Genomic DNA, 19117 nt, shown 5'->3' with positions numbered 1-19117 from the left:
GCATTATGAGTACGTGCTCGAATCGCTCCCCATCCTCGACCTGTCCCGCCTCGACGCCGGAGCGGAGCAGGCCGACGCCTTCCGCGCCGAACTGCGCCAGGTGACGCGCGACGTCGGATTCTTCTATCTCGTCGGCCACGGCATCGAGCAGCAGCTCATCGACGACGTGCTCGCCCTGTCGCGTCGCTTCTTCGAGTTGCCCGACGAGGCCAAGCTCGAGATCGAGAACATCCACAGCGCGCAGTTCCGCGGCTACACCCGCGTCGGCAAGGAGCTGACGGTCGGCCGTGTCGACTGGCGCGAGCAGACCGACATCGGCGCCGAGCGCCCCGTCGCCGAGGGCGACGAGGACTTCTGGCGCCTGCAGGGCCCGAACCTGTGGCCGACCGCCCTGCCCGAGCTGCGACCGGTCATCGAGCGCTGGATCGCCGAGCTGAGCGACCTGTCGCGTCGCCTGCTGCGCACCTGGGCCGTCGCTCTCGGAGCCCCCGAGGACTCCTTCGACGCGGCCTTCGGCGCCGATGACGCCTACCCGCTGCTGAAGATCGTGCGCTACCCCGGCAGCCCCGCCGGACGCGAGGGCCAGGGCGTCGGCGAGCACCGCGACGGCGGCGTGCTGACCCTGCTGCTGGTCGAGCCGGGCAAGGAGGGCCTGCAGGTCGAGCACGAGGGCGAGTGGATCGACGCCCCGGCTCTGCCCGGCGCCTTCGTCGTGAACATCGGCGAGATGTTCGAGCTCGCGAGCGAGGGCTACCTGCGCGCGACGCTGCACCGGGTGTTCTCCCCCGCCGAGGGCACCGACCGTATCTCGGTTCCGTTCTTCTTCAATCCCGCCCTCGACGCGCGTATGCCGCAGCTCACGCTGCCGCCCGAGCTCGCCGCCGAGGTGCGCGGCGTGACCGCCGACCCCGAGAACTCGAAGATCCTCGAGGTCTACGGCGAGAACGTGCTGCGCTACCGCCTCCGCGCCCACCCGAACGTCGCCGAGGTTCACCACCCCGACCTGGTGGCGGCGCGCGCGGCGGCGTCCGCCTGAGCCCGGCGGCGCGACGAACTGCGGTCGGCGACGCCGACCGGGCAGGCGCTCAGCCCCAGCTGAGCGCCGAGCGTGCGGCCCAGTAGTCGGCGGGAGCCTGCGTGAGGTCGGTGCCGAACGAGATCGTCGCCGGATCCAGCGGCGTCGCGCGCACGTTCTGAGCGAGCTGCTCGCGGGTCACGGCACCGAGCAGCACGATGTCGGCCCAGCTCTCGCCGAGCACCGCCCCGAGAGCGACCCCGTCGGCCGAGAGACCGGCCGCGTCGGCCGCGTTTACGAGAGTCGCCGGCGCCGCGCCCGGGGCGAGGCGCCCGTTCGCGAGCGATTCCTTCACGACGACGAGCCACCCCGCGTCGTGAGCCCGCGACAGCGCCGGGCCGGCCGAGGGCTCCAGCAGGTTCCACGTCGACTGCACGGCGCTGAACGGCGAATCGGGCAGGGCGAGCGCGCGATCGATCACGGCGCCCTGCTCGGCGCCGCTCGTCGAGAAGCCGATCAGCACGCCCTCGTCGGCGAGCTCGCGCAGCCGGTCCAGCAGCGGGGCGTCGTCGAGCGCGGGGCTGTCGGGCGTCAGCGAGTGGATCAGGTACACGTCCGGCGCGTCGCCGAGCGCTTCGAGGGTCTCGGGCCACTGCCGCTCGAACTGCGCGAGGCTGTGCTCCTTGCGCTCGTGCACCGCCGCATCCATCCGCCAGTCGCCGACGTAGGCGTAGCCCCACTTCGACCCGATCGTCAGCTCCTCGCGCCGACCCGGATGCGCGGTCAGCCACGCACCCAGGAACTCCTCGGCCCGGCCGTACGAGCGCGCGGCGTCGAAATAGCGGACACCGGCGTCCCAGGCGGCGTCGAGCAGGTCGTGAGCGTGTGCGCGCATCCACTCGACCGTGCGGTGCTCCGGGTCGCCGAGATCCGCGTCACGGTGCACGGTGATGTACGCGGGGCGGCCGAGCGCTGCGAGGCCGAGCCCCAGACGGTCGACGGCGGAGGCGGGTTCGGTCACGACAGATCCAGACGTCAGGGTGCGACGGCGACAGCGCGACGGCGGCGCAGACGGCCGCGGCACGGAGAAGCCGGCGAACCCCACAACGCGCGACACGACCGGTGGTGGAGATGGGGGGAATCGAACCCCCGTCCACTGCTGCAAGGCTGCGCCTTCTACGGGCGTAGTCCGTGGAAGCGTTCTGCTCGGCCCCGATCTTTGTCACGAACGCCTAGATCGACGGGCCCAGTCTCAGTGCAAGTCCCGCGGTGCCCTGAGACACGACACCGCAGCAAGCCCTCTAGCTGACGCCAGGGTCCGGGGCGAAGGCGAACCCGGTCTGACGGACTTTCAACCCTGCTTAGGCAGCGAGGGCGAAGTCGGTGCGCTTGGAATTGGCACCTATAGGTTGCGGAGAGCGTTAACGAGATAACCCCGCATCCTCGGCCCGCTTCTCGCAGGGTCACAGGCAATGTCGAAACCGATCATCCCCGTGCCGCACAACCACCGCCGTCTCGAGCGATCGAGAGAGCGGATGCTGCGGGCCATGTCGCGCGCTGTGGAGTTGCCAAGTCCGCCCGGGAACCGAGCGGCCTCCCAGTCTAAGCGCACACTGCGGACATCCGCACGGTCGGTGCGAGGATGACCCCATGAGCGACGTCACGATCACGGTGCAGGGCGAGCACGAGACCTGGTTCGAGGCGGAGCGGGCCACGCTCGAGATCGCGATCTCCTTCGACGGTCCGCGCCGCGACGAGGTCCTGCGCCGCGCGACCGAGCTGGCCGATCGCGTGGCGGCGACGATCGAGCCGCTGCACGCTTCGGGGGCGGTGACGCGCTGGTCGGCGGATCGCGTGAACGTGAGCGCGCAGCGCCCCTGGAACAACCAGGGCAAGCAGCTGCCGCTCGTGCATGCCGCGAACGTCGGCGTGCAGGCCCGGTTCCGCGACCGCGACGCTCTGACCTCCGTCGTGAACGCGCTCGCCGACGTGGAGGGCGTGCAGATCTCCGGCATCAGCTGGGACCTCTCCGGCGAGACGCGGCGCGCCGCCCTCGCCGAGGCGCAGACGGCCGCCGTGCGAGCCGCCGTCGCCAAGGGCGAGATCTACGCCCGCGCCGCCGGGCTCAGCACGGTCGTCCCCGTCGCGATCGCCGACGCCGGGATGCTCGCCGCCGGCGGCGCGACCGGGGCCGGGGGCGTGTTCCCCGGCGGGGCGGTGCCGCGGATGGCGCGGGCCGTGGCCGACAGCGCAGGGGGCGCCGCCGGCTTCGATCTGGTGCCCGAGCGCATCCGCATCGTCGCCCAGGTGGATGTGCGGCTCAGCGCGAGCTGACGACCGCCGCGTCGGCCTCCCGGCTCAGGCCGCGCCGGTCGCGACCGGACGCTCCGGGTCGTTCGACCACTGCGACCACGACCCGGGGAACAGCGCCCCTCGACGCCCGGCGAGCTCGAGCGCGAGCACCACGTGCGCGGCCGTGACACCGGATCCGCAGTAGACGCCGATCTCCGCATCCTCGGTCGCGCCGATCGCGTCGAAGCGCGCCACGAGACGGTCGGAGCCGAGGAAGCGGGCGTTCTCGTCGAGGTTGCCGGCGGTCGGCGACGACAGCGCGCCCGGGATGTGACCGGCGCGCGGATCGACCGGCTCCTGCTCGCCGCGGAAGCGCTCGGGGGCGCGCGCATCGAGCAGCACGCCGCGCTCGGGGAACGCCGCGGCCTCGTCGATCGTCAGCTGGGGCATGCGATCCCAGCCGATCTCGATCGTGCCGTCGTCCGGCAGCGTGCCCTCGCCACCCTCGAGCCGACCGCCCGCCTCGCCCCACGCGCGCAGCCCGCCATCGAGCACACGCGCGGTGGGGATGCCGGCGTTGCGCAGCATCCACCACATCCGCGCCGCCGAGACGCCGTGCGCCTGGTCGTAGACCACGATGTCGTCGCCGGCGTCGACGCCGAGCCGGCGCAGCAGCGCCTGGAAGCGCTCGCGCGTGGGCAGCGGGTGCCGGCCGCGCTCAGGCGACGGCGGGTCGGCGAGGTCGGTCTCCAGGTCGACGAAGAGGGCTCCGGGGATGTGCCCGCCCAGGTAGCGCTCGTGCCCGTCGTGGGCGCCGAGCTGCCAGCGCGCATCCACGATCACCGGGGCGCGCCCGGAGCGCAGCCTCTCGAGCAGTTCCTCGGCCTCGATCAGCGGTGACGCCATCGTCACTCCTCCCCTGGTTCGCGCAGCGGCGACGTCGTCGCGGCTCCGGCACGAGAATCCTCCCGCGTCGATCCTGTGCTCGCGCTGTCGGCGCGCTGAACGTCGCCATCGCCGTCGATCTCGGCGGCATCCCGGACCCGGGATCGCGCGCGCGAGACCTGGTCGGCGATCGCGAAGATCAGCGCCAGCACGACGAAGCCGACCGTCACGAAGCCCACCGAGCGGTAGGCGTCGTGGTACACCTCGATGCGGGCCCCGCTCTCGCCCGCGATGATCGCGTAGAACACGGCCGTGCCGGTCGCGAGCCCGATCGCGGTGCCGACACGCTGTCCGAGCTGGCCGATCGACCCGGCGACGCCGCCCTCGGCCACCGGCACCTCGGCGAGCGTGAGCGTCTGATTCGGCGAGATGACCGCACCGCCGCCGATGCCCGCCACGAACAGCGCGGCGGCCATCCCGAACGGCGCGAGCTCGGGCGGCAGCAGCACCGCGAGCGTGATCTGGCCGACGAACCCGATCACCACGATCACGAGCCCACCGAGCACGAGCGGACGCCCGATGCGGCCGACGAGACGACCGCTGATCCAGGCGCTGAACGCCGAGGCGATCGCGAAGGGGATCGTGATCATGCCCGCGAAGACGGGCTTCAGCTCCAGGCCCTGCTGCAGGAACAGCGTGACGGTCAGGAAGGTCGCCGGCATGGCCGCGAAGTAGGCCGCGGCGATGAGGGTGCCGTTGCGGAAGCTCGCGCGACGGAACAGTCCGAAGTCGATCACCGGCGTCTTGCCCCGGGCGCGGTAGCGCCGCTCCCACAGAACGAAGGCCGCGAAGGCGAGCGCGAACACGATGAGGATGAGCCAGCGCGCGGGCGGGTCGTCCTTGCCCGTCGTGAGCACGAACGGCAGCATCAGCGCGAGCACGCTGACGCCGAGCAGCAGGATGCCGACCGGGTCGAGCGTCGACGACGCGGACGAGGCGCTGCGCTGACGACGCGGCAGCAGCCGCCAGGCGAGCACGAAGAGGATCACGGCGAGAGGCACGTTCATCCAGAACAGCAGCCGCCACCCGTTCTCGTCGCCGCCGATCAGGATCAGCAGCCCGCCGAGGGTCGGCCCGAGCGCGGTCGAGAGCCCGATGATCGCGCCGAAGAGACCGAAGGCGCGCCCGCGATCCGGGCCGACGAACAGCTGCTGCACGAGCCCGAGCACCTGCGGCATCTGGATGCCGGCGGCGATGCCCTGGATGATGCGCGCCACCACGAGCAGCTCGATCGACGGCACGAGCGCGCAGGCGAGGCTCGCGAGCGCGAACAGCGTGAGACCGACGAGGAACATCGTGCGCCGCGACTTCAGGTCGCCGAGGCGGCCCGACGGCACGAGCACGAGGCCGAAGGCGAGCGCGTAGCCGGCGACGATGAGCTGCAGCGAGGTCGGCCCGGCGTCGAGCGCCTTCTCGATCGACGGCAGGCCGACGTTCACCTTCGAGAGGTCGAGGATCGTCAGCGCCGCGACCGAGACGCAGACCGCGAAGGCGCGCCACGGGGATGCGGGCGGGCTGTCGGGGCGGGAGATCGCGTCGGGCTCGCTCATCGCATCCAGCCTAGAACCGGGGCCGCAGCGGGCACCGGCTTGTGCGGTCGCACACACAGCCCGCCCGAAGCTCGGCTCGACCGGGGGCTCTGTCGTAGCGTGGCCCCATGACTCTGCGTCTCGGCATCGTGGCCGACTACTCCGACGACTTCCGCGACATCGCCGCCGAGGTGGTGGAGGCCGAGAGGGTCGGGGTGGATGTCGTCGCCGCCGCCGAGGCCTACAGCTTCGACGCGGTCAGCCGCCTCGGGTACCTCGCCGCCGTCACGAGCCGGGTCACCCTGGCCTCGGGCATCATGCCGCTGTTCTCGCGCACGCCCACGATGATCGGGATGACCGCCGCCGGCCTCGACGACGTGAGCGGCGGCCGCTTCGAGCTGGGGCTCGGATCGTCGGGACCGCAGGTCATCGAGGGCTTCCACGGCGTTCCCTTCCACCGCCCTCTCGCCCGGCTGCGCGAGACCGTCGACGTGTGCCGTGCGCTGTGGCGTCGCGAGCCCGTCGTCTCCGACAGCCCGAACCACCCCATCCCGCTGCCCGCCGACCAGGGCACCGGACTCGGCAAGCCGCTCAAGCTCATCAACCACCCCCGCCGGGCGCGCATCCCGATCGCGATCGCCGCGCTCACGCCGAAGGCCGTCGCGCAGGCGGCGGAGATCGCCGAGAGCTGGATCCCGCTCTTCTACTTCCCCGGGCGAGCTCACCTCGCCTGGGGTGACGCGCTCGACGCCGGATTCGCACGACGGCCCGACGAACTCGGCGAGCTGGATGTGCAGGCGCAGGCGCCGGTGCTCATCGCCGACGACACCGACCAGGCGCTCGAGATCTACCGCGACCGCGTCGCGCTCTACGTCGGCGGCATGGGCGCGAAGGGCGCGAACTTCTACAACGACCTCGCCCGCCGCTACGGCTTCGTCGACGAAGCCGAGCGCATCCAGGAGCTCTACCTGGCCGGCGAGAAGAAGGCCGCCGCCGAGGCGGTGCCCGAGGAGCTGCTGCTCGGCACCTCGCTGATCGGCACCGAGTCGCACGTGCGCGAGCGCCTCGACGCCCTGGTCGACTCGGGCGTGACCACCCTGACCGCGCAGCCGATTGCCCCCGACCTGGGCGGACGCATCCAGCAGCTCGAGGCCCTGCGGGCGCTCATCGACGCGCGGTAGACGCGCCGGGCGTCGGCGAGACGCTACTCGCCGAGGTGCCTGCGGCTCGAGATCGCGCGCTCGGCCTCGCGGCGGTCCTGACGCTCGCGCAGGGTCTGCCGCTTGTCGTACTCGCGCTTGCCCTTCGCGACCGCGAGCTCGACCTTCGCGCGGCCCTCGCTGAAGTAGATCGAGAGCGGCACCAGCGTGTAGCCGCCCTCCTTCGTCTTGTGCGTGATCTTGATGATCTGGGCGCGGTGCAGCAGCAGCTTCCGCTTGCGGCGCGGGGCGTGGTTGTTCCAGGTGCCCTCGAGGTACTCGGGGATGTGCACCGCATCCAGCCACGCCTCGCCGCGGTCGTCGACGAAGCCGTAGCCGTCGACGAGCGACGCCCGCCCCTCGCGCAGCGACTTCACCTCGGTGCCGGTGAGCACGAGGCCCGCCTCGTAGGTGTCCTCGATGAGGTAGTCGTGGCGGGCACGACGGTTCGAGGCGACCACCTTGTTGCGGGTGCCTTCGTCCTTCTTGGCCATGCTCGCCTCCTGAGCTCGTGCGGACCGGGATGCCGACGACGACCGGAACGGTCGCAGTGCAGCCCGTCAGTCTAGCCCGAAGCTCGGATCCCGAGCCCGCTCCGCTACACGCGCAGGTAGCGGCGGATGGCCACGCTCGACGCGATCGCTGCGAGCAGCGCCCCGCCGACCAGGAGCACGGGCACGACGGTGGCCGCCGCATCCATGCCGATGAAGGCCGTGCCCGACAGCTGCTCGGCGAGGTAGCCCTGCACGAAGAACTTCACGAGCAGCACGATCGCGCCGCCGGCCAGCACCGATCCCACGAGCGCGGCGATCACGCCCTCGAGCACGAACGGCGTCTGGATGAAGCGGTTCGACGCGCCCACGAGTCGCATGATGCCGAGTTCGCGGCGCCGCGAGAACGCGCTGAGCCGGATCGTGGTCGCGATGAGCAGCACCGCCGCGACGAGCATGAGCGCTGCGATGCCGATCGCCGAGTAGCTGGCCGCGTTGAGGATCGCGAAGATCGGCTCGAGGTAGGTGCGCTGATCGACGACCTCGTCGACACCCGGCTGGTTCGTCAGGCTGTCGATGATGACATCCGACTGGTCGGGGTTCTTGAGGTTGAGCCAGTAGGCCTCGGGCAGGATGTCGGGCGTCGCCAGATCGACGACGTTCGAGTCCTTGAACTGCTGCTTGAAGTTCTTGAACGCCTGCTCGCGATCCTCGAAGCGGAAGTTCTTGATGTACGGGCTGAGCGTGTCGCCCTCGAGCTGCTGCTTGACCGAGGCGATCTGCTCCTTCGTCGCCGCCTGCTGGGCGCAGTTGGCCGAGGCCGAGACGTCGGTGCAGAGGTAGACCGCCACCTGGGCGCGGTCGTACCAGTAGCCCTTCATCTGCCCGATCTGCAGCTGCATGAGCATGGCGGTGCCGACGAAGGTCAGCGAGATGAAGGTCACCAGCACGACGCTGACGACCATCGAGACGTTGCGGCGCAGGCCCTGCCCGACCTCCGCGAACACGAGTCCGAGTCTCATCGGCCCTCCTCCCCGTCCTGCGACGGCGTTCGATCACCGCTGCTGCCGCGCTGGATGGGCAGGGTCGAGGTGGCACGGGACACCGCTTCGGCGAGGGCCTCGGCGGCGGTCATGGGCGCGTCGCCGCGGCGAGCCGCGGGCTGCTCGCCCGTGCTGGAGGCGGGCGCGGCGGTAGGCGTCGCCGCCGGGGCGGGCGCCGCGGCGGGAGTCGCGGCCGCGCGCGCGGCCGCCGGTGCCGGCGCGGTCGACGGGGTCTCGATGTCGGGCGCCTCGGTGACGCCGGAGGCGACCGGCGCGGCCGCGGCGACTGCCGCATCCACGCGGGGGTCCGCCTCGGCCGAGATGACCGGGAGCGTGCCCGTCATCGCCTTCTCGAAGAGCTCCTGATCGTGCTCGAGCGCCTGGATCGGCACGGCCTGCGTCTGGTACCCGCCCTCGCGCTCGTCACGCACGATGCGTCCGGCGACCAGCTCGATCACGCGACGCTGCATCTGGTCGACGATGCCGGCATCGTGCGTCGCCATCAGCACGGTCGTGCCGTTCGCGTTGATCGCCGAGAGCAGGGCCATGATGCCCGCGCTCGTCGCCGGGTCGAGGTTTCCGGTCGGCTCGTCGGCCAGGAGGATCGCCGGCTTGTTGACGACGGCGCGCGCGATCGCGACGCGCTGCTGCTCACCGCCGGAGAGCTCGTGCGGCATCCGGTTCTGCTTGCCGGCGAGGCCCACGAGCTTGAGGACGTCGGGCACCGCCTCCTGGATGAAGCCCTTGCTCTTGCCGATCACCTGCAGCGTGAAGGCCACGTTGTCGAACACGGTCTTGTTGTGCAGCAGGCGGAAGTCCTGGAAGACGACGCCGAGGTTGCGGCGGAAGTACGGGACCTTGCGGTTGGAGAGCGTGTTGAGCGTCTGCCCGAGCACGTGGACGCGCCCCTTCGAGGCGCGCTCCTCCTTCAGCACGAGGCGCAGGAAGCTCGACTTGCCGGAGCCCGAGGCCCCGACGAGGAAGACGAACTCGCCCTTGAGGATCTCGAGGTTCACGTCGTCGAGGGCGGGACGCTTCTGTCCCCGGTAGGTCTTGGTGACCGCGTCGAATCGAATCATGGCGGGTTCAGGCTAGGCACCCGGTCGACGGATGTCGGGCGCGACACCCCCGGCGCGGCGCATCCACGCCCCGTCTGGGGGTCAGTCGGGTCGGGAGCTGAGAGCGGCTCGCCGCTCGGGTCCGGTCAGTGGAGCGACCGATGCGCTCACGCGTCGAGGGAGCGGCTCGATCGGGGCGGCGGACCGGGCAGGATGGAGCCGTGGATGCGCCCCGCCCCTCCCCCACGCTGGCCCTGCTGCTGCGCGCCCGCGCCGCCGAGCTCGAGCTCGCGCGCGTGTTCGATCCGCACGGGCTGACGGTGCGCAAGCACGCCGTGCTGCGGGCGATCGCCGCGACGCCCGGGCTCTCGCCGCGCGAGCTCGCCCGCCGCGCCGGGGTGGATGTGCACGGGGTCGCCACACTCGTGCGGGCGCTGGTCGACGCGGGCCTCGTGCGCCAGCGCGAGCCGCGCAGCGTGCACACCGCGTATTACGCGGCCACGGAGCGCGGCGACCGCGCGCTCGACCGCATCGACGCGGAGCTCGCCCGACTCGATGACGAGCTGTTCCTCGGCGACGACGGCGCGGCGCTGGCCTCGGCGCTGCTCGTCGACGCGCAGCGACCCGAGCAGGAGCCGCAGGACTGAGGGCGCGCTGTGAGGGCGCGCGCGACAGAGCGGAGGCGGCCTCCGCAGTTCTAGCGTCGGCGTCATGACAGAGAAGACCTGGTTCATCACCGGCGCATCCAAGGGATTCGGCAAGGCCTGGGCGACCGCCGCCCTCGAGCGCGGCGACCGCGTCGCCGCCACCGCCCGCGACACCGCCGCCCTCGACGACCTCGTGGCGCGGTTCGGCGACCGCGTGCTGCCGCTGCAGCTCGACGTGACCGATCGCGACGCCGACATCGCGGCCGTCGACCGCGCCCACGAGCACTTCGGCCGGCTCGACGTCGTGATCAACAACGCGGGCTACGGCCACTTCGGCTTCGTCGAGGAGCTCAGCGAATCCGACGCCCGCGATCAGATGGAGACGAACCTCTTCGGCGCGCTGTGGGTCACCCAGGCCGCCCTGCCGCACCTGCGGGCGCAGGGATCCGGCCACATCATCCAGGTCTCGTCGATCGGCGGCATCTCGGCGTTCCCGCTCGTCGGCATCTACCACGCCTCCAAGTGGGCGCTCGAGGGGATCAGCCAGTCGCTCGCGCAGGAGGTGGCCGGCTTCGGCATCCACGTCACGCTCGTCGAGCCCGGCGCCTTCTCGACCGACTGGGCCGGCCCGTCGTCGCGCCACTCGGAGCAGCTGCCGGCGTATGCCGAGTTCCGCGAGAAGGTCATGGAGGGACGACGCTCGCGGTCGGCCGACCCGGGCTCGCCGGAGTCGTCGGCGGCCGCGATCCTGAAGATCGTCGACGCCGAGAAGCCGCCGCTGCGGGCCTTCTTCGGCGCCGCGCCGCTCGCGATCGCCGAGGCCGACTACGCCGGACGGCTCGCGAACTGGCGCGAGTGGCAGCCGGTGGCGCTGCTCGCGCAGGGCGAGCCCGGGTCGCCGGCGAGCTGAGGCGAGTCCGCCGCCGGCGGGTCGGCGACGCGGGGGCCGTGCGGCGATCCTCCCGCGGGTTCCTCCGCATGTCGGAGGTCTGCGCGACCCTGTGGGCATGAAGGCGATCCTCGTTCCCGGATTCTGGCTCGACGGCTCCTCGTGGAGCGACACCCTGCCCGCGCTCGAGGCCGCCGGCCACGAGCCCATCCCGATCACGCTCCCCGGCATGGGCGCCGACCGCGCCGATGCCGCCGCAGTCGCCCTCGACGACCAGGTGGATGCGGTGGTCGCCGCCCTCGACGCCGCGGCCGCCGACGGCGCGCCGGTCGCGCTCGTCGGCCACAGCGGCGGCGGCACCGTGATCGGAGTCGTCACCGACCGGCGACCCGAGCTCGTCGCCCGCGCCGTCTACGTCGACTCGGGTCCGCTCGCCGAGGGCGGCTCGATCAACGACGAGCTGCCGATCGAGGAGGGCGTGATCCCGCTGCCCGACTGGGGCTTCTTCGAGCAGGAGGAGCTGGCCGGCCTCGACGACGCGACCCTCGAGCGCTTCCGCGCGAGCAGCATCCCGACGCCGGCGCGCGTCGCGAACGACACGGTGCACCTCGATGACGAGCGGCGGTGGGCGGTGCCGTCGATCGTGATCGCCAGCACGATGTCGTCGGAGCTGCTGCAGCAGCTGATCGCGAAGGATCACCCCTACGTGCGCGAGATCGCGAAGCTCCGCGACGTGCGCTACATCGACCTGCCGACGGGGCACTGGCCACAGTTCAGCCGGCCCGCCGATCTCGGTGCGGCGCTGGTGGACGCGCTGAGCTGATCGCCCGGGTGCGGCTCAGCCGCGGCGCGACTCAGCCGTCGGGGCGATTCAGTCGTCGTCGTCGCGGCGCTTGCGCCAGCGGATGCCGGCGGCGATGAAGCCGTCGAGCTCGCCGTCGAAGACCGTGGCCGGGTTGCCGACCTCGTAGCCCGTGCGCAGGTCCTTGACGAGCTGCTGACCGTAGAGGAAGTAGGAGCGCATCTGGTCGCCCCAGCTCGCCGTGATCGTGCCGGCGAGCTCCTTCTTCTTGGCCGCCTCCTTCTCCTTCTGCAGCAGCAGGAGTCGGGTCTGCAGCACGCGCATCGCGGCGGCGCGGTTCTGGATCTGCGACTTCTCGTTCTGCATCGAGACGACGATGCCCGAGGGGATGTGCGTGAGGCGCACGGCCGAGTCGGTCGTGTTGACGCTCTGACCGCCGGGGCCCGAGGAGCGGAAGACGTCCACGCGGATGTCGCCCTCGGGGATGTCGACCTCGACGGCCTCCTCCATCACCGGGATGACCTCGACCGCGGCGAAGCTGGTCTGGCGCTTGTCGGCCGAGCCGAAGGGGCTGATGCGGGCGAGGCGGTGCGTTCCGGCCTCGACGCTGAGCGTTCCGAAGGCGTACGGCGCATCCACCTCGAAGGTCGCCGACTTGATGCCCGCGCCCTCGGCGTAGGAGGTGTCCATGACCTTGACCGAGTAGTCGTGCTTCTCGGCCCAGCGCAGGTACATGCGCATGAGCATGTCGGCGAAGTCGGTGGCGTCGTCGCCGCCGGCTCCGGAGCGGATCGTGACGACGGCGCCGCGGTCGTCGTACTCGCCGTCGAGCAGCGTCGTGACTTCGAGGTCGCCGATCGCCTTCGTGAGCGACGCGAGGTCGCGCTCGGCCTCGGCGGCCATCTCGGCATCGTCCTCGGCGAGCTCGGCGGCGACCTCGAGGTCGTCGAGACGACCCTCGATGTCGGTGACGCGGCGCAGCTCGGCCTGGCGGTGGCTCAGCGCGCTCGTGACCTTCTGCGCGTTCTCGGTGTCGTCCCAGAGGTCGGGCGCACCGGCCTGCTCGCTGAGCTCGTCGATCTGCTTCTGCAGCCGCTCGACGTCGACGACGGCGCGGATGTCGGCGAAGGTGGCCCGCAGCGCGGCGATCTGTTCGGGGAATTCAGGAGCGATCATGGCCGCCCCAGCCTACCCGCGCGTCGGCCCCGCGCCGCGCCGCGCCCGTGAGCCGGAGTAGCGTCGACGCGAGATGACCGAGACCGACACCGCTCCCGCGTTCCGGTGGCGCTCGGTGCTCGTCGTGGCGCTGCTGCCGACCGTGCTGTTCTCGATCGGCGAGGGCGCCGTGCTGCCGATCATCCCGGTGGTCGCACAGAGCCTCGGCGCCCAGCTCGCTCTCGCGGGGCTGATCGCCGCGATGATCACGCTCGGAACCCTGCTCGGCGACCTCCCGAGCGGTGCGATCGTGGCGCGCATCGGCGAGCGGAAGGCGATGATGGGCGCCGCCGTGCTGGCCGCGGTCGGCGGAGGCCTGTCGCTGCTGGCGCGCACGCCGCTCCTGCTCGGGCTCGGCATCCTGCTCATCGGCATCGCGACCGCGGTCTTCGCCCTCGCCCGGCATGCCTTCATGACGAGCTTCGTGCCGATCCGCTACCGGGCGCGCGCGCTGTCGTCGCTCGGCGGCACCTTCCGCTTCGGCTACCTCGTCGGCCCGTTCCTCACGGCCGGCATCATCCACCTGACCGGGCTCGCGGCGGCGGCGTTCTGGATCCACCTCTCCTGCTGCCTCGCCGTGATCGTGCTGCTCGCCCTCACGCGCGATCCGAGTGAGACCGTCGCCGCGGCGCGACGCGAGCACCGCGCTCGCGCGGGCCAGCCGCTCGAGACGGATGCGCTCGAGCTCGCCCCCGAAGGACTGTTCGCGACGCTGCGGCGCAACCGACGCGTGCTGCTGTCGCTCGGCTTCGGGTCGATGCTCGTCGCCGCGCTGCGCGCGAGCCGCCAGGTGATCCTGCCGCTCTGGGCGGTCGCGATCGGCATGCACGAGGCGGACGCCGCCGTGCTGATCGGCGTCGCCGGCGCCGTCGACTTCGCGCTGTTCTACCTCGGCGGTCAGGTCATGGATCGCTTCGGGCGGCTCTGGACGGCGGTTCCGTCGATGATCGGGCTCGGCCTCGGTCACCTCGCGCTCGCCGCGAGCGCGCCGTTCGGGTCGCCGGTGTGGTGGTTCGTCGCGGTCGCGCTGCTGCTCGCCGTCTCGAACGGGATCGGCTCGGGCATTCTCATGACGCTCGGAGCCGACCTCGCCGATCCGGCGCGCCCCGCCGCCTTCCTCGGAGCGTGGCGGTTCTGCAACGACAGCGGCGGTGCCGCAGCTCCCCTGCTGGTCTCGGCCGTGACCGCGCTCGCGGGACTCCCGGTCGCCGCCGCTCTGCTCGGCGTGCTCGGACTCACCGGGGCCGTCGTGCTGCGGGTGTTCGAGCCGCGCTACTCCTCCCGGCGCTGAGACCGGCCGGCAGCCCACTGCACGAGTTCGGCGCGGCGGCGCCCCGCCGTGAGCAGGATGAGCGCCGCCGGGATCGTCGCGAGCGCGCCGACGAGGGCGCCGAACGACGTCCAGGCAAGCACCGTCCACGCCGTCAGCGCCAGCACGACGACGGTGACGAGGAACAGCCAGCGTCGTCCGGTCAGGGCGAAGCCGAGCAGTCCGCCGAACAGGACGAGGGCGCGGACGATCGGCTCAGCCGGCGCGAGCGGGCTCGCGGAGCCGACGGTCGCGAACGCCAGCGCCGCGGCGAGCAGTACCGCGCCGCCCGCGATGACGCCCGGAGCGACCAGCGGCGCCGGCGGGGTCGACGGCGCGACGAAGCGGCGCCGACCGAACTCGTCGACCGCGGCATCGGCGCCGGCGTCGAACCCCGGCGCCCCAGCGCCCTGCTCCCGCGCCGCCGTGGCGATCAGCACCGCGCGCGCCTCCGTCAGCGCCGCGAGGTCGGCGGCGACCCGAGGATGGTCGAGCACGTCGGGATGGGTGGCTCGCGCCCGCAGGCGGAAGGCGCTCTCGATCTGCGTCCGACTCGCGTCGGGCGCGCATCCCAGCAGCTCCGACGCGGTGCGCACGTCCACGGCGTCAGGATACGTCGCCGGCGGCGTCGTGCGGGCGGCATACCCCGAGCTGCGGCTGCGAGCGCCAGCAGCTGCGTCAGCCGTAGACCGAGCGCGCCCGCGCGGTGACCTCGATCCTCAGTCCTTCGGGCACGGCGAGACTCAGCAGCGGCGGACGCCAGTAGCCCGAGAGCCGCACGACCGCGCTGCGCCCGTCGGGAGTCGCCGCCGATTCGAGCGCGGTGTCGTCGACCGGGCTCGGCGCCGAGGCCAGGTAGTCCTCGGCCGCGGCACGGACCCGGACGTCGTCGAGCTGCGGGCCCGCGCGATCCTCGCCGCCCTCGTCGTCGAGGTCGAAGGACTCGGCCGCGGCGAGCGCGGCCCCGTCGGCGACCGTGAAGAGGCGCTTGCGCTCGAGGTAGAGGGAGCTGGCGGCGGCCACCACCAGGATCAGTGCGAGCGCGAGGGCGGCGAAGGCCGCGATCAGTGGAAGCGTCGATCCGTCCTCGTCGCGCAGCCGGACGAGGAATCGCGGCCGCGCGACGGCGAGGCGCGCGTCGTCGGGCGCGACCGCACCGGGCCCGGTGCCGTCGCGCGGCGTCGCGAGGGTGTCGGCGTCGGGGCCGGGCTCTGACCGTCGGGATCGCCGATGCCGGGTGCTCATCCCTGCGCTCCGTGGAATCGGGAGACCGGCTGGGTCGCGATCGCGCGCATCGGGACACCGGCCGGCACCTCGGCGTCGAGCGCGACCGGGACGAGCGGCAGCGGAACCGTCACCTCGAGCGCGATAGCGACACTCGACCCCCGGGCTAGGCAGTCGTCGGGATCCGGATCGCAGGTCACGCGCACCGCGGCCGACGAGGGGTCGAGACCGTAGTCGGCGAGGCCGACCCGCACGGCACGGTCGGCCGCCGCCCGGGCGTCGTCGACGGTGTCGGCGCGCACGTAGACCCGGGCCGCCTGGCGTGCGGCGCCCTCGGCGGCGAATGCGCCCGCCTGCAGCTGTGCGAGGGCGATCACGAGGTACACGAGCGGGATCAGCAGCAGCATCCCCGCGGTCAGGAACTCGAGGGTCGCCGATCCGCCCTCTCGCCGCAGCGCGCCGAGCACGGGTGTCGCGCGGAGGTGCGACCGCAGCCATCGCGAGCGCGTGGGATTCCCCGCTCTCCGTGGGCGAGATCGCCGGCGCTCAGCGCGCTCAGAGCTGCTCAATCGCCGCATGGCCCGACACCTCCAGGGCGCTGGGGATGCCGATGAGCCCGAGCACCGGCAGTGGAGCGCGCACCGTCACGATCGCGACCGGCTGACCCTGCCACTCGCCCGAACCGACCTCGACGTCGACCGGGTAGTCCGCTCCGAGCGTCGTCGAGATGAGCTCGCGCGTGCGCTCGGCTCCGGCCTTCGGGCCCACGTCGGCGAGCGACGCCTGCCGCGCACCCTCCGCCGCGGCATCGAGCACCGTGTTGCGCACGAACAGGGCGAGGGCCAGCTGGAGGACGGCGAGCGTGACGAGAGCGAGCAGGGCGCCGACCAGCACGAACTCGGCCGGGGCCGAGCCGCTCTCGTCGGCGATGTTCCTCCGCGGCGAGCGCCGCGACACCGCATGCCGCAGAACCCCACACCCCGGCGTCGCGCGATCACCCGCTCGACCCACCGAACGCCTCCTCATGCCGTCGCAGCTGACGAAGCGGGTCAGAACCCGGTCACGCGCGCGATCGCGCTCTCGAAGATCGAGCTGAGGGCCGGACCGGCGAGACCCCAGACGACGATCACCAGTCCCGCGGTCATGAGCGTGATCAGCACCCACCCGGGAACATCCCCCTGCTCGTCGGCCAGAGCGCGCACCACACGGGTGCGGCGAATCGGTCGTGACATCGGGCCACCTCCTCGCTCGAACCCTCGCAGGTCGACGCGAGCCGTGTCGGAAGTTGTCCACAGGCGCGGATTCCGCCCGGCGGGCCGCGACGCTCTTCGATGACCGCCTGTCGGCTGCCGTTCCGAGCGACTCCGTCTCAGAAGGGATTGCGTCGACCCCGTCGCGGCACTAGACCAGAGGGACGGGGCCGAGATCAGGCGACTCCGCGGGGCGGTTCCGTCGCTCTCGAGCAGCGACGGAACCGCTTCGGCCGCACGCCGGACGCCGCACGCCGCACGCCGCAGCGGCCGCCTCCGCCGCAGGGCCCAGCACGTCGCATCGTCGCCGCGACGCGATGCCGCCGCGCCCTCGCGTCCGCGTCGGCTCGGAGCCCCGGCTCCCTCGGCGGCACCGCCCGGTCTACCGTCGGAGCGTGACCTCGACGACCCGCGCGCGCATCCTCATCGCTCCCGACTCGTTCAAGGGCAGCGCCACGGCGGACGTCGTCGCCGACGCCATCGCCGACGGCTGGCTCACCGAGCGCCCCGACGACCAGATCTTCCGGCTTCCGCTCGCCGATGGCGGCGAGGGCACCCTCGACGTGCTGGAGCGAGCGCTCCCGGCCTCCGTGCGGCATCCGGTCGAGGTCACCGGGCCGGACGGCCGGACCGTGCTGACGAGCTGGCTCGAACTTCCGGGAGAGAACGGAGCCGCGGCCGTGGTCGAGCTGGCCGACGCGAGCGGGCTCGGCCGGCTCGACGCCCTCATCCCCTGGGATGCGCACACCCGCGGCGTCGGCCAGGTGATCCGCGCCGCGCTCGACTCCGGCGCCGTCGAGCTGCTGCTCGCCCTCGGCGGCAGCTCGTCGACCGACGGCGGACTGGGGCTGCTCAGCGAACTCGGGGCGCGTGCCCGCGATGCCGCCGGCCGCCCCTTGGCCGACGGAGCGCGCGGGCTCGCCGAGATCTCGACGCTCGACCTCTCGGCGCTGACGCCACCGCCTGCGGGCGGCGTCACCGTGCTCTCCGATGTCACGAATCCGCTGCTCGGCGACCGCGGCGCCGCGGTCGTCTTCGGGCCGCAGAAGGGCTTCGCACCCGACGAGCTCCGGCGCTCCGACGCGGCGCTCGCCCGCTACGCGGCCCTGCTGCCGATCGATCCCGCGAAACCGGGCGCCGGAGCGGCCGGCGGCACCGGAGCGGGCCTGCTCGCTTGGGGCGCCCGACTCGAGCCAGGCGCCGATCGGGTCGCACGGCTCGTCGGACTCGATCGCCGCGCGGCCGAGTCCGACCTCGTCATCACCGGCGAGGGGCGCTTCGACGATCAGACCGCCGACGGCAAGCTGCCCTCGCGTGTCGCCCGGGCGGCGCGCGACGGCGGCACCCCGTGGGCGGTCATCGCCGGAGCGATCACGGCCGACCTCGCGGATGCGGTCGCGGGCATCGAGCTGCGCGCCATCGCCGGCTCGGTCGACGCGGCGATCGCGGATCCGCGCCCGTTCCTGCGCGAAGCGGGCGCGCGGATCGCCCGGGCCTGGTCACCCGATCGGCGGCGCGGCTGAAGCGGCGGAATTCTGCACCGCATCCCCTCGTTCCGACCTGCATGACGACATTCGGGATCATCGGAGCAGGCAACATCGGCAGCCAGGTCGCCCGGGCGGTGATCGCGCACGGACACCGGGTCGTGATCGCGAACTCGCGCGGGCCCGAGACCCTGGCGGATCTCGTCGCCGAGCTCGGCCCGTCGGCCAGGGCCGCGACCGCCGAGGAGGCGGCCGAGGCCGCAGAGGTCGCCGTTGTGACGGTGCCGCTGCGCGCGTACCGCGACATCCCCGTCGCTCCCCTGGCCGGCAAGATCGTGCTCGACACGAACAACTACTACTGGGAGCGTGACGGGCGCATCGCCGAGCTGGATGCCGGCGAGGCCACGACGTCGGGACTGCTGCAGCAGCACCTGCCCGACTCGATCGTCGTGAAGGCCTTCAATCACATCGGCTCGGCCGAGATCACGACCACGGGCAGCCCGGCCGGCACGCCGGATCGGCGCGCGCTCGCGACCGCGAGCGACTCCGACGAGGGCATCGCGTTCATCACCCGGCTCTACGACGAGCTCGGATTCGACACGGTCAGCGCGGGCCCGCTCGCGGAGTCGTGGCGCGTCGAGCGCGACCGCCCGGCCTACGTCATCCGCCAGACCGCCGACGAGCTGCGGTCGAATCTGGCGATGGCTCCGCGCACGATCTGACTC

The 19117-nt window shown here is 72.5% G+C and carries 21 protein-coding genes and 1 other RNA gene; 9 read left to right on the top strand and 13 right to left on the bottom strand.

What is annotated here, in order from left to right; translation table 11 throughout:
* Nucleotides 1-13: 13 nt before the first annotated feature.
* Complete coding sequence (locus FJ657_RS08760; RefSeq protein ID WP_255447230.1) at nt 14-1036, top strand: isopenicillin N synthase family dioxygenase; 1023 nt, start codon at nt 14-16, stop codon at nt 1034-1036.
* Between the two features lie 49 nt (nt 1037-1085).
* Here the strand turns inward: FJ657_RS08760 and FJ657_RS08755 are convergent, their stop codons facing one another.
* Entirely contained in the window at nt 1086-2036 is a 951-nt protein-coding gene (locus FJ657_RS08755) for an aldo/keto reductase (RefSeq protein ID WP_141163283.1), read from the bottom strand.
* Between the two features lie 102 nt (nt 2037-2138).
* Nucleotides 2139-2508: a transfer-messenger RNA gene (ssrA, locus tag FJ657_RS08750) on the bottom strand.
* A gap of 157 nt (nt 2509-2665) precedes the next feature.
* On the opposite strand from ssrA, the gene FJ657_RS08745 reads away from it, so the two are divergent.
* The gene (locus FJ657_RS08745) at nt 2666-3349 is read left to right on the top strand and encodes an SIMPL domain-containing protein (RefSeq protein ID WP_141163282.1); all 684 of its coding nucleotides are present in this window, start codon (nt 2666-2668) and stop codon (nt 3347-3349) included.
* Nucleotides 3350-3373: 24 nt separating this feature from the next.
* On the opposite strand, the gene FJ657_RS08740 is transcribed toward FJ657_RS08745, so the two are convergent.
* Both FJ657_RS08740 and FJ657_RS08735 read right to left on the bottom strand, forming a co-directional pair.
* Entirely contained in the window at nt 3374-4213 is an 840-nt protein-coding gene (locus tag FJ657_RS08740) for a sulfurtransferase (RefSeq protein ID WP_141163281.1), read from the bottom strand.
* A 2-nt stretch (nt 4214-4215) separates the two neighbouring features.
* Complete coding sequence (locus FJ657_RS08735; RefSeq protein ID WP_141163280.1) at nt 4216-5802, bottom strand: MFS transporter; 1587 nt, start codon at nt 5800-5802, stop codon at nt 4216-4218.
* Between the two features lie 107 nt (nt 5803-5909).
* Here FJ657_RS08735 and FJ657_RS08730 point away from each other — a divergent pair, with 107 nt between their 5' ends.
* Nucleotides 5910-6962: an LLM class F420-dependent oxidoreductase gene (locus FJ657_RS08730; RefSeq protein WP_219995890.1), complete on the top strand. Its 1053-nt coding sequence runs from the start codon at nt 5910-5912 to the stop codon at nt 6960-6962.
* 23 nt (nt 6963-6985) lie between these two features.
* Here the strand turns inward: FJ657_RS08730 and smpB are convergent, their stop codons facing one another.
* The 3 genes from smpB to ftsE all read right to left on the bottom strand — a co-directional run bounded on the left by smpB (nt 6986) and on the right by ftsE (nt 9593).
* A complete protein-coding gene (gene smpB, locus FJ657_RS08725) occupies nt 6986-7474 on the bottom strand; it encodes an SsrA-binding protein SmpB (protein ID WP_141163279.1) in 489 nt (162 codons plus the stop codon).
* Between the two features lie 104 nt (nt 7475-7578).
* Nucleotides 7579-8493 carry a permease-like cell division protein FtsX gene (gene ftsX, locus FJ657_RS08720; protein ID WP_141163278.1) on the bottom strand — a complete coding sequence of 305 codons (915 nt, stop codon included), beginning with the start codon at nt 8491-8493 and terminating at the stop codon, nt 7579-7581.
* Nucleotides 8490-9593, bottom strand: coding sequence for a cell division ATP-binding protein FtsE (gene ftsE, locus FJ657_RS08715; protein ID WP_141163277.1), 1104 nt, complete (start codon nt 9591-9593; stop codon nt 8490-8492). Before ftsE ends, ftsX begins: the two co-directional genes overlap by 4 nt.
* A 200-nt stretch (nt 9594-9793) precedes the next feature.
* Between ftsE and FJ657_RS08710 the strand changes: the two genes are divergently transcribed.
* The 3 genes from FJ657_RS08710 to FJ657_RS08700 all read left to right on the top strand — a co-directional run bounded on the left by FJ657_RS08710 (nt 9794) and on the right by FJ657_RS08700 (nt 11931).
* On the top strand, nt 9794-10219 hold the full coding sequence (locus tag FJ657_RS08710; protein ID WP_181408923.1) for a MarR family transcriptional regulator: 426 nt from the start codon (nt 9794-9796) through the stop codon (nt 10217-10219).
* Nucleotides 10220-10283: 64 nt separating this feature from the next.
* Nucleotides 10284-11129 (top strand): SDR family oxidoreductase, encoded by an 846-nt coding sequence (locus FJ657_RS08705; RefSeq protein ID WP_141163275.1) that lies wholly within the window; start codon nt 10284-10286, stop codon nt 11127-11129.
* Between the two features lie 97 nt (nt 11130-11226).
* Complete coding sequence (locus tag FJ657_RS08700; RefSeq protein WP_141163274.1) at nt 11227-11931, top strand: alpha/beta fold hydrolase; 705 nt, start codon at nt 11227-11229, stop codon at nt 11929-11931.
* Nucleotides 11932-11979: 48 nt separating this feature from the next.
* Here FJ657_RS08700 and prfB read toward each other — a convergent pair whose 3' ends face one another.
* Entirely contained in the window at nt 11980-13086 is a 1107-nt protein-coding gene (gene prfB / locus FJ657_RS08695) for a peptide chain release factor 2 (RefSeq protein ID WP_141163273.1), read from the bottom strand.
* Between the two features lie 73 nt (nt 13087-13159).
* On the opposite strand from prfB, the gene FJ657_RS08690 reads away from it, so the two are divergent.
* Nucleotides 13160-14416, top strand: coding sequence for an MFS transporter (locus FJ657_RS08690; RefSeq protein WP_141163272.1), 1257 nt, complete (start codon nt 13160-13162; stop codon nt 14414-14416).
* Here FJ657_RS08690 and FJ657_RS08685 read toward each other — a convergent pair.
* From FJ657_RS08685 to FJ657_RS08665, 5 genes are all read right to left on the bottom strand, one after another.
* Nucleotides 14398-15036, bottom strand: coding sequence for a J domain-containing protein (locus FJ657_RS08685; protein WP_141163271.1), 639 nt, complete (start codon nt 15034-15036; stop codon nt 14398-14400). The two genes, FJ657_RS08690 and FJ657_RS08685, sit on opposite strands and share 19 nt — an antisense overlap.
* Nucleotides 15037-15112: 76 nt before the next feature.
* Nucleotides 15113-15679 carry a pilus assembly protein TadG-related protein gene (locus tag FJ657_RS08680; RefSeq protein ID WP_141163270.1) on the bottom strand — a complete coding sequence of 189 codons (567 nt, stop codon included), beginning with the start codon at nt 15677-15679 and terminating at the stop codon, nt 15113-15115.
* Entirely contained in the window at nt 15676-16125 is a 450-nt protein-coding gene (locus FJ657_RS08675) for a hypothetical protein (RefSeq protein WP_141163269.1), read from the bottom strand. Before FJ657_RS08675 ends, FJ657_RS08680 begins: the two co-directional genes overlap by 4 nt.
* 88 nt (nt 16126-16213) lie before the next feature.
* On the bottom strand, nt 16214-16615 hold the full coding sequence (locus FJ657_RS08670) for a TadE/TadG family type IV pilus assembly protein (protein WP_255447229.1): 402 nt from the start codon (nt 16613-16615) through the stop codon (nt 16214-16216).
* Nucleotides 16616-16707: 92 nt separating this feature from the next.
* Nucleotides 16708-16890 (bottom strand): hypothetical protein, encoded by a 183-nt coding sequence (locus FJ657_RS08665; RefSeq protein WP_141163268.1) that lies wholly within the window; start codon nt 16888-16890, stop codon nt 16708-16710.
* Nucleotides 16891-17303: 413 nt separating this feature from the next.
* On the opposite strand from FJ657_RS08665, the gene FJ657_RS08660 reads away from it, so the two are divergent.
* Nucleotides 17304-18431, top strand: a complete 1128-nt coding sequence (locus FJ657_RS08660; RefSeq protein ID WP_255447228.1) for a glycerate kinase — start codon at nt 17304-17306, stop codon at nt 18429-18431.
* Nucleotides 18432-18472: 41 nt separating this feature from the next.
* Nucleotides 18473-19114, top strand: coding sequence for an NADPH-dependent F420 reductase (locus FJ657_RS08655; protein ID WP_141163266.1), 642 nt, complete (start codon nt 18473-18475; stop codon nt 19112-19114).
* Nucleotides 19115-19117 lie beyond the last annotated feature (3 nt).

The sequence above is a fragment of the Schumannella soli genome (genome assembly GCF_006517435.1).
GTDB classification, from domain to species: domain Bacteria; phylum Actinomycetota; class Actinomycetes; order Actinomycetales; family Microbacteriaceae; genus Schumannella; species Schumannella soli.
This window is presented reverse-complemented; position numbering and strand designations above follow the sequence as displayed.